The following is a 2,211-nucleotide window of genomic DNA, read 5'->3' as shown; positions in this document are numbered from 1 at the left end:
CGTGGTTTCCAGCGGAACGTCCAACGTCAACGAAGGCACGGTCAGTTGCATCGTCGACGCCGACGCGGTCTGGTTGTTGCTTTCGCCGACGTCCTCGTAGACTTGATCAAAGATGTCGGCGCGGACGATGGCTCGATAGCTGCTCGGCGTCAGCGGCGGCGTGACGACTTCCAGGGTCGAGGTGTAGCTTTCACCGGGTGCCAGCGTCCCGCGAAATTCGGCACGTCCGGCCGCCGCGTCATGAATGTCCCACGTCGCGTCGCTGCTGAAAAACAGACTGTCGGACCAACGCCCTGAAACCGTCACGTCGCTGGTGTTGGTCACCGTCCACTGGATTTGCGTCGGTGTGCCGGCGGTGACATCGTGCGGGACCACGATCTCGGTGACTTGCAAGTCCACCGGATCGGGCAACTCGATGACCATCGGTGTTGCGGGGGAGGCGGCATTGTTGCGCTCGTTTGGGCCTTCGAACACATCACCGGTCGCATCAAATCGATCTGGGTCGCTGATCACGAACAAGTAGTAGGGACCGGTCAGTCCGGCCGGCAACGAAACGGAGGTGTTGTTTTGGTAGGACGCGCCGGCCGCCAAGCCACCGTTGTGTTCTGACGATCCCAAGTAGATGTCGCTGGCCAGATCCAAGAAGGTGTCGCGTGAAAGGTACAGCAGGTCCGTCCAGTCGCTTTGCCCACCAACCGTGTCGCCGCCGTGGTTGGTGACGGTGTAGCTGACGTCGATTTCTTGTCCGCGATCCGCTCGCACTGGACCGCTGATCGTCGAGACCTGCAAGTCCGGCAGATCGGACAGGCGGATCAATAATGCTCGCACGGCGATGTTGTTGCCTTCGCGTTGATACTCCGAGACTTCACCGCGTGCCGATTCGCGGGCGGCTGCCGACGCCAGATCCCACGGCGCGAGCACGCCGGGAAGTTCAAACTCGATCCCGACCCTTCGGAACCCGATGTCGCTCGGCCGTCCCGAACGGTCTTGCTTAGCGGCCGAATCGGTGAACAGCAGCAGATTAAACTCTCCCTCGATGCCTGCGGGGATCTGGAACGACAGACGTCCGGTGTAGGACTCACCCGGCTCCAGCGAACCGAGGTGCGACGTCGATGCAAGTTCCGTATCGAAATTGTCCAGCGACGCGTCACGAGAAAGAAACACACGGTCCGACCAGGAATCGACGCGTGTTTTTCGGGAACCCGTGTTCTGGACCGTGTAGACCAGTTCGACGGTTGCGCCGGAGGTGGTGGATGCGGGGACTTGAAGATCCGTGATCGTCAGATCGGCTTCTTCGTACCGGATCGGTAAGTCGGCGCGGGCGAGGTTGTCGCCGGGATCTTCATAGGCCCAGTGCCCGAAATGTGATCTCCAAACGTCGTTGTCGCCTTCGATGGCCGAAAACCAATCGGTCAACAGCAACCGCGATTGATAGGGAAACAGCAGCGGCGATCGGTCGTTATTGGCATTCAAATGAACCCACAGCGAATAATCACCGCCGGTGCCTTCGGGCAGGGTCGTGGTGAAGCTGACGGTGTATCGGTCGCCCGGATCAATCGTTTCGGCGGGCGCGTGAATCGAAGCCCCCAAGTACGACGCCCGTTCGCGGATGAACGTGGTGTCGGGCGTAAGCCACAAAAAATCTTTCCAGTACGTCGTGCCGCTCCAGACCGGATGCTCGCCGATGTTTTCGACGGTGTAGCGAAACGTCACTTCTTCGCCAGATTTGGCGTCGGTTGGCAAGTCAAACTCGACGACTTTCAAGTTTGCCGCTGCGGCATGGATGGTTGTCGCCACCGCAGTGACATTGTTCGTTTCGTCAACTTCCTGGACGGGCACGTACGACTCGGTCGGAGTCGACGCGTCGGGGAAGAAACCTGAAAGGTCGATCGATGGCTGAGGCGGCAAATCGTCGTCGGTGATGACAACGATGTATTGTCCGCTGGCGGCTGGCGCGAGGTCGACATCGATCGACGCGGTGTAAGAGGCTCCCCTGGCGAGCGGCAACCCGCGACGCTTTTCGCCCAACAGCAACGTCCGGGCGCCTTCGGCCTTGGGATCGGGATGGTCGCTCAGGTAGACGCGATCAAGCCAAGCTCCCGTGTCGGCATCTGCCAGTCCACGGTTGTCGACGGTCCAGCTGATCGTGACGGAGTCGCCTCCGGTGGCAACCGCTGGTGCATTGATTTCGCTGACGACCAGATCCGGCTG

1 protein-coding gene is annotated in these 2,211 nt (G+C 60.4%); it reads right to left on the bottom strand.

Going from position 1 to position 2,211, the window contains the following annotated elements; translation table 11 throughout:
* Nucleotides 1–2,211, bottom strand: a 2,211-nt coding sequence (locus ABX749_RS30415; RefSeq protein ID WP_372899341.1) for a CARDB domain-containing protein, incomplete at both ends; no start/stop codon positions are given.

It is taken from the genome of Stieleria sp., assembly GCF_041595215.1.
Lineage (GTDB): Bacteria > Planctomycetota > Planctomycetia > Pirellulales > Pirellulaceae > Stieleria > Stieleria magnilauensis.
The sequence above is the reverse complement of the archived record's forward strand: the minus strand, read 5'-3'. Positions and strand labels throughout refer to the sequence as shown.